The sequence below is a fragment of the Micromonospora maritima genome, assembly GCF_902825405.1.
Lineage (GTDB): Bacteria > Actinomycetota > Actinomycetes > Mycobacteriales > Micromonosporaceae > Micromonospora > Micromonospora maritima.
Window position 1 is genome coordinate 1 of record NZ_CADEAU010000303.1, and the last position, 6,672, is coordinate 6,672.

General features: G+C 74.0%; 8 protein-coding genes and 1 pseudogene. 3 read left to right on the top strand and 6 right to left on the bottom strand.

Features of this window, described 5'->3' with window-relative positions; translation table 11 throughout:
- The 3 genes and pseudogenes from HUW36_RS22480 to HUW36_RS22490 all read right to left on the bottom strand — a co-directional run.
- Positions 1–221, bottom strand: a pseudogene (locus HUW36_RS22480) (prenyltransferase/squalene oxidase repeat-containing protein); the annotation flags it as partial.
- Positions 218–1,093 (bottom strand): terpene synthase family protein, encoded by an 876-nt coding sequence (locus HUW36_RS22485; RefSeq protein ID WP_174529992.1) that lies wholly within the window; start codon positions 1,091–1,093, stop codon positions 218–220. The pseudogene HUW36_RS22480 and the gene HUW36_RS22485, both read right to left, overlap by 4 nt.
- A complete protein-coding gene (locus tag HUW36_RS22490) occupies positions 1,090–2,427 on the bottom strand; it encodes a cytochrome P450 (protein ID WP_174529997.1) in 1,338 nt (445 codons plus the stop codon). Before HUW36_RS22490 ends, HUW36_RS22485 begins: the two co-directional genes overlap by 4 nt.
- A gap of 290 nt (positions 2,428–2,717) precedes the next feature.
- Here HUW36_RS22490 and HUW36_RS22495 point away from each other — a divergent pair, with 290 nt between their 5' ends.
- Positions 2,718–2,966, top strand: a complete 249-nt coding sequence (locus HUW36_RS22495; protein WP_091573435.1) for a DUF2630 family protein — start codon at positions 2,718–2,720, stop codon at positions 2,964–2,966.
- A 46-nt stretch (positions 2,967–3,012) separates the two neighbouring features.
- On the opposite strand, the gene HUW36_RS22500 is transcribed toward HUW36_RS22495, so the two are convergent.
- The 3 genes from HUW36_RS22500 to HUW36_RS22510 form a co-directional block, all read right to left on the bottom strand.
- Positions 3,013–3,942 carry a serine protein kinase RIO gene (locus HUW36_RS22500; protein ID WP_174529993.1) on the bottom strand — a complete coding sequence of 310 codons (930 nt, stop codon included), beginning with the start codon at positions 3,940–3,942 and terminating at the stop codon, positions 3,013–3,015.
- 170 nt (positions 3,943–4,112) lie between these two features.
- The gene (locus HUW36_RS22505; RefSeq protein ID WP_174529994.1) at positions 4,113–4,757 is read right to left on the bottom strand and encodes an HAD family hydrolase; all 645 of its coding nucleotides are present in this window, start codon (positions 4,755–4,757) and stop codon (positions 4,113–4,115) included.
- A 59-nt stretch (positions 4,758–4,816) separates the two neighbouring features.
- The gene (locus tag HUW36_RS22510) at positions 4,817–5,656 is read right to left on the bottom strand and encodes a carbon-nitrogen hydrolase family protein (RefSeq protein ID WP_246248279.1); all 840 of its coding nucleotides are present in this window, start codon (positions 5,654–5,656) and stop codon (positions 4,817–4,819) included.
- 78 nt (positions 5,657–5,734) lie between these two features.
- Between HUW36_RS22510 and HUW36_RS22515 the strand changes: the two genes are divergently transcribed.
- Both HUW36_RS22515 and HUW36_RS22520 read left to right on the top strand, forming a co-directional pair.
- Complete coding sequence (locus HUW36_RS22515; RefSeq protein ID WP_174529995.1) at positions 5,735–6,307, top strand: TetR/AcrR family transcriptional regulator; 573 nt, start codon at positions 5,735–5,737, stop codon at positions 6,305–6,307.
- 92 nt (positions 6,308–6,399) lie between these two features.
- Positions 6,400–6,672, top strand: a 273-nt coding sequence (locus HUW36_RS22520; RefSeq protein WP_174529996.1) for a TIGR04222 domain-containing membrane protein, incomplete at its 3' end; no start/stop codon positions are given.

Here is a 6,672-nt window from a genome sequence, read left to right on the forward strand (position 1 = left end):
ATCGCATAGCCGCCGGGGGCGCCCCAACCGCCGTCCGGGCGCTGCCGGTCGAGCAACCAGGCCAGCCGCTCGCCGTGGCCGGGCAGCCAGGGTGCCGACGCGACCAGCCGACCGGTCTCGTAGACCGAGGGCGAGGTCGGGCCCGCCGGGTCGGCCACCGGCGCGCCGGCCGGTTCACGCGCGGGTCCGGCCCGGACCTCCGGCTCCGCGGTGAGGCTCACCGCACGCCCCAGAAGTCGGTGTGGCGGTAGAACCCGGTGGTGAAGCCGAGCTGACGGGACAGGAACTCCGCCTCCCGGGGCGACTCGCCCGCCAGCTTCGCCAGCAGGACGCGGCAGTGGTCGACCTGCTCGGCGAACCGCCGCTCGACCTCCGCCGGATCGTCGACCAGCAGCAGTGCGTTGAGGTCACCCGACTCCGCGTCCCGCCGGTGCGTGCCGAGGTCGTTGACCAGCCGCAGAGCCCGCTGCACCTCGTCGCCGACCTCGATCAGCCGGTCCAGCTCGGCGGTGTCGCGCACCGATCCGGTGTGGATCCAGTGGGCCACGTTGACCACGGTGGCGGCGAGGTTGTCCGCGTTGTCGAGGTAGTCGGCGAGCGTGGGCCGGGTGGTGCGCCGCCAGGTCCACTCCCGCGCCATCGCCCGCAGCGTGCGCTCCATCGTGGCGCGCCAGCGTCCACGCAGCGCCGGGTAACCGGGCGCGGCGGCCACGTCGTCGCGCAGCTCGGCGAGGAAGCGGCCGAGCGGGTCGTCGGTGTCCACGCCGTCGAGTACGGCCAGGCAGGTGGCGGAGATCCGGTCGACCTCGGCCCGATCCGTCGCCTCGTGGTCGACCAGCCAGTCGACGGCGAAGCCCCAGAGCACCGCACGGTTGGTGACCGCCAGTTCGGCGGCGGTGTGCCAGGGGGCGCTGAACGCCATCGCCGAGGCGATGCTGCTGAACAGCGTGGCGTCGAACGGCTCGCCGGGGAACAGCTCGGGGTGCGCGGCGGCGGTCCGGCGCAGGCCGCGCTGACCGTGTGCGGCGAGCGCGCAGATGCGTCCCTGCTCGGCGGCGGCGGCGATCGGATCCGGCAGCGGCCCGCCGGTCACGCCGACTCCGCCGGGCCGGCGGCGAGCAGGGTCAGCTCGACCCGCCGGCGTGGTCGCAGCGCCGCCGCCAGCCGCAGCCCGGGTACGTCGGCCCGGTCCAGCCGGAACCGGTAGCGGCTGAGCATCGTGGCGAGGATGAGCTGGGCCTCCAGATAGAACAGGTACATGCCGAGGCACTGGTGCGGGCCGCCGCCGAACGGGAAGTGGGCGTAGCGGTGGCGGGCGCGGACCCGTTCCGGGCGGAACCGCTCCGGGTCGAACTCGTCCGGGCGGTCCCAGAACTGCCGCATCCGCTGGGTGATCAGCGGGCTGACCGCCATGGTGGCGCCGGCCTCGATCGGCACGCCGTCGATGACGTCGTCGGCGACCGCGCGGCGCGGGATGATCCAGCCGATCGGGTAGAGCCGCAGCAGTTCGTCCAGCACCATCCGGGTGTAGGTGAGCCGGTTCAGGTGCTCCCGGCGTACCGGACCGGCGCCGACCACCTCGTCGATCTCGGCGTAGAGCCGCCCGGCGACCTCGGGATGCTGGTGCAGGTGCGGCCAGGCCCAGGTGAGTACGTTGATGGTGGTCTCGGTGGTGGCGGCGAACATGGCCACGGTGTCGTTGCGGACCTGCCGCTCGTCGAGCTGCCGACCGTCGTCGGTGCGGGCCCGCCAGAGCGTGGAGATGATGTCGTCACCCTGGTCGGCGGCCTCGCGGGTCTGCCGGACGATCGGCACCAGCACGTCGTCGACGACGCGTACCGCGCGGCGGAACGCGCGGTCCCCCGGCATCGGCAGCGACAGCGGCGCGAACGGCACCACGATCCGCGGGATGACGGCGGTGGCGATGCGGTCCTGGGCCTCGATCACCCGCATCGCGTCCGGCACGGAGATGCGGTCGGCGAAGAGCACCTTCATGATCGCCCGGCTGACGATGCGGGCCTGTTCGACGCCGATGTCCACCGGCCGGCCCGCGCGGTACGGCTCGTCCAGCTCGTCGACCGCGTCGCGGATGGCGTCCGCCATGCCGTCGATGAGCGCCTCCACCCGCTTCGCGGTGAACATCGGCTGGAGCATCCGGCGGCTGGCCGACCAGATCTGCCCCTCGCCGAGGATGCCCTCGCCGAACAGTCGCTTGACCGGGCGCCAGAACAGCCCGTCCCCGGCCCGCTCGTAGTTGTCTGCCCGGTCCCGCAGCACGTGCTGCACGTGCCGGGGGTGGGTGACCAGGTAGGGGCGGAACGAGCCGAGGTTGAGCCGGACCAGGTCGCCGCCGGTGCGGTTGCCAACGTCGATCAGCGCCCGGGCCGGGTCCCGCAGGACGGCGGGCAGGATCTGTCGCAGGGGCACGGTGTGCGGCCGGCCGACAGGCTGGGACAGGCCGGACGATTCGGCCACCTGAACGCTCCCTCGGGTTGCTGAGGGTCGCCTCCCCGTCGCGACCCGTGAAACGTTGCCCGTGAGCATGCCATCCTGAGCGACGAATCAAAAGACGGTACGGAGGATATTTCACGTAACAACAATCTCTTTGTCGAGAATGGAACGCGTGGGACGTGCGTCACGCGGGAAGTCTTCTGGTGCCCGTGCGTCGTCCCCGGGGAACGCGGGCGCGGACGCCTCCGCTGTGCCAAGCTTCGGGCATGGACGACAAGACCATCCTGAGCCGGATCTCGGAACTCGTCGACGAGGAGCACCGGCTGCGCTCCGACGCGCAGCAGCACGAGGCCGGCACCGACGACGAGGCCCGGGAGCGGCTGCGGGCCCTGGAGGAGTCGCTGGACCAGTGCTGGGACCTGCTCCGTCGCCGCCGGGCCGCCCGGCAGGCGCACGGCGACCCGGACGCCCAGGGCGAGCGCCCGGTGCCGGAGGTCGAGCGCTACCTCCAGTGACCCGGCGTCCCGGGCGGGGCGACTCCCCGCCCGGGACACCTGACGGTCAGCGGATCCCCGCCTCCCGCAGCAGCACCCCGGTCAACGCCGCCGGGTCGGTGACGGTGTCGGGCAGCCCGCGGGCGGTGAACCACGCGGCCACCACCCGCACGTCGCGGGCCAGGAACTCGGCCCCCTGCGGGTTGGCCACCACGTCGACCACCTGCGGCAGGTCGATCATGACCAGCCGGCCGGCGTGCACCAGGAGGTTGTACGGCGACAGGTCGCCGTGGGCGAACCCGGCCCGGGCCAGCACCAGCAGGGCCTCCACCAACTGCTCCCACAGGTCGCGCAGCCCGTCGTCGGTGGGCCGGACCTGGGCCAGCCGGGGCGCGGCCTCCCCCGACCCGGGGTCACCGACGAACTCCAGCATCAGCTCGGTGCCGAGCAGCTGCACGGGGTAGGGCACGGCGATCCGCCCGGAGGCGGCGCCGATCTCCCACAGCCGGGACAGCGCGGCGAACTCGGCCGCCGCCCACTGCCCGGCGATCATCTGCCGGCCGAACGCGGTGCGGCCGGCCATCGCCCGCATCTCCCGCGACCGGCGGACCCGGCGGCCCTCCAGGTAGCCGGCATCGCGGTGGAAGAGCCGGTGCTGGGCGTCGCGGTAACGCTTGACCGCCAACAGACAGGCGCGGTCGGTGTCCGGCACGGCCCGGCGGACCAGATGGACGTCCGCCTCCTTGCCGGTCTTCAGCACCCCGAGTTCGGTGTCCCGGGCGGCCAGCTCGGTGACCAGCCAGTCGGGGTGCGGTTCGGGACCGTGGACGGCCTGGTCCCAGGAGGACCAGCTGTCCTCCGCGTCGGGCTCGGCGTCGGGGTCGGTGAGGGTCGGCGGGGCCTGCCGGCCCCGCTTCAGGAAGTCGGGCTCGTCGTCGTCGAAGCGGCTCTTGCCGCGGCCACGGCGCTGCGGCGCCGGGAGGTCGTGATCGCGCACGGGTGGATCTGTCCTTCGATCGAGGCTGGTGGAGGCAGGTGGAACGACCCTGCAAAGACGGCCATGACCGACCTCCTCTCCTCGACCGGGCGACACCCGGCTGCGCCCTCGCGCGGCACCATGCTCGTGGGCCGGCCCGGACCGCGCAACCGGTTTTCCGGCCGCCGCGCTCAGCCGGCCAGCACGGCGGCCACCGCCGGGATCAGCCCGTCCTCGACCCGGGTCGGCGCGAAGCGGGTGTCCGACCAGCGCCGGCCCCGGTGCAGCCAGACGCTGGGCAGCCCCACCGCGGTCGCGCCGCCGATGTCCGCCTCCGGGCTGTCGCCGACCACCCACGCGCCGCGCAGCGGCATCCGGGCCCGTTGGGCGGCGAGCGCGAAGATGCGCGGGTTCGGTTTGCTGACGCCGGCCTCCTCGGAGATCACCCAGTCGGCGACGTAGCGGTCCAGGCCGGTCTTGCGGATCTTGGTGTCCTGCTGGCGGGAGGCGCCGTTGGTGACCACGACCGGCACCCAGCCGGCGTCGGCGGCGATCCGCAACGCGCAGGCCACCAGCGGGTCGAGCCGCATCAGCGCCACCACCCCGTCGTGCAGCTCCTCCACCAGGTCGATCGAGGGGATGCGCAGGCCGTAGCGGTCGCGGATGGCGTCGGCGACGTCCCAGCGGTTGGTCAGCCCGTCCGCGTCGACGGAGACCAGCCAGTCGAGGTCGGTGGGCGGCGCGCCGACGCCCTCCAGGAAACGTTCTCCCCAGGCGCGGAACGGCCCGTCGCGGTCCAGCAGGGTGTTGTCCAGATCGAGCAGGAGCAACGGCACTTGGGCACCCTACGGGAAGGCTCGGAGCACCGACAGGGCCGAGGGTCCCCCCACCACGCTCACCCGGCCAGCGTCGCCCGCGCCGCGCCGTCGTGGGGCGGCCGGTCGAGCAGCATGGTGTGCGCCGCGCGGGTGGCGGCCAGCGCCTCCGGGTCCAGCGTCGCCGTCAGCACGTCCTCGCCGGTGTCCGCGCCCCGGGCCAGCGGTCGACCCTCCGGGTCGTAGACCGCCGCGCCACCGTTGAACCGCCAGGGGTCGGCGCCGCCCACCGCGTTGGCGAAGACCACGTACATCGTGTTGTCCAGCGCCCGCGCGGCGTAGTAAAGATCCCGGCGGTGGGCGGAGCCGGCCAGGTAGCCGCTCGGGCAGAGATAGCCGTGCGCGCCGTCGGCGGCCGCGGCCCGGCCGTGCTCCGGGAAGCAGCCGTCGTAGCAGATGCCGAGGCCGAACCGCCACTGCTCGACCACGAGCGTGGCGCCGCGCCGACCGGCGTCGAACAGCTCGCGCTCGCCGCTCCAGAGCTGCTGCTTGTCGTACCCCACGATGACCGCGCCGGTCGGGTCCACCACCAGCGACGAGATGGTGCGCCGCCGGTCCGGGTGCCGGACCGCCGCACCGATCACCACCGCGGCCCCCGCCTCCCGGGCGGCGTTCCGCAGCGGGTCCAGCCGCGGGTCGTCGACCCGGCCGTCGGGGTCGGCGGCCACGTCCGTCCCGGCCGGGTCGACGCCCAGCGTGGGCGGGTGGTACGCCGGCAGGAACAGCTCCGGCAGCACGACGACACGGGCGGCGGCCCGCACGACCAGGCGCGCGGCGGTGCGGGCGTTGCCGGCGACGTCGCCCGGCGTCGGTTCGGCCTGCACGGCGGCGACGGTCAACGGGCGGGAGGGGAGCGACACGACCGGGATGCTAGCGAACCGCCTCCCAAGCCGTACGTACGGTTTGCGTCGACCGTCTCCACCTGCGACGATCGTGCCGTGCCCAGAGTAAGTCAGGACCAGCTCGACGCGCGCCGACAGGAGATCCTGGCCGCCGCGCGAGCGTGTTTCGCCCGGCACGGCTACGAGGGCGCGACCGTGCGACGGCTGGAGGAGGCCACCGGCCTGTCCCGGGGCGCGATCTTCCACCACTTCCGGGACAAGGACTCGCTCTTCCTCGCCGTGGCCGAGGACGACGCCGCCGCCATGGTCGAGACCGTCGCGCGCAACGGCCTGGTCCAGGTCATGCGCGACCTGCTGGCCCGGGCGGTCTCCCCGGACACCACCGGCTGGCTCGGCAGCCAGCTGGAGGTCTCCCGCCGCCTGCGCACCGACCCGGCCTTCGCCAGGCGGTGGGCGGAACGCTCGGCCGCCATCGCCGAGGCGACCCGGGAACGTCTGCTGCGCCAGCGCGAGGCCGGTGTGCTACGCGACGACGTGCCGATCGACGTGCTGGCCCAGTTCCTGGAGTTGGCGTACGACGGGCTGGTGCTGCACCTGGCGATGGGCCGCCCGGCCGGAGACCTGAGCCGGGTGCTCGACCTGGTCGAGGAGGCCGTCCGCCGGCACTGAGTCTCGGTCCGGTAACTCGACCCTCCGCGGAGATCGACACTGGCGCTCCTGCTCCACAATGAGCCGCGACCCCCTCGCGACAGGAGCAGACCATGACCGTCCTCGCGGCCGACACCTGGGGCGTACCCGGCCCCGTCTTCCTGCGCTGGTACCTCGTGGCCGCCGTCGTCCTGGTCGTCGGCACGGTGGTGTACCGGTTCCGGGCGCTCGCCGGCACCCCGGTCACCGACCACGGCGCGCTCGGACCGCAGCAGGTCGCGTACCTCAACGGCGGTGACCAGCTCGCGGTCTGGACCTCCCTCGGTGGGCTGCGCCGGGCCGGCGCGGTCGGCGCGCACCCGGACCGGCGGCTGGCCCCCGGCGGG

Bases quoted from the DNA above. Each gene is read 5' to 3' on its own strand.
- HUW36_RS22495 (WP_091573435.1), top strand. From the start codon at position 2,718: ATGGACGACAAGACCATCCTGAGCCGGATCTCGGAACTCGTCGACGAG.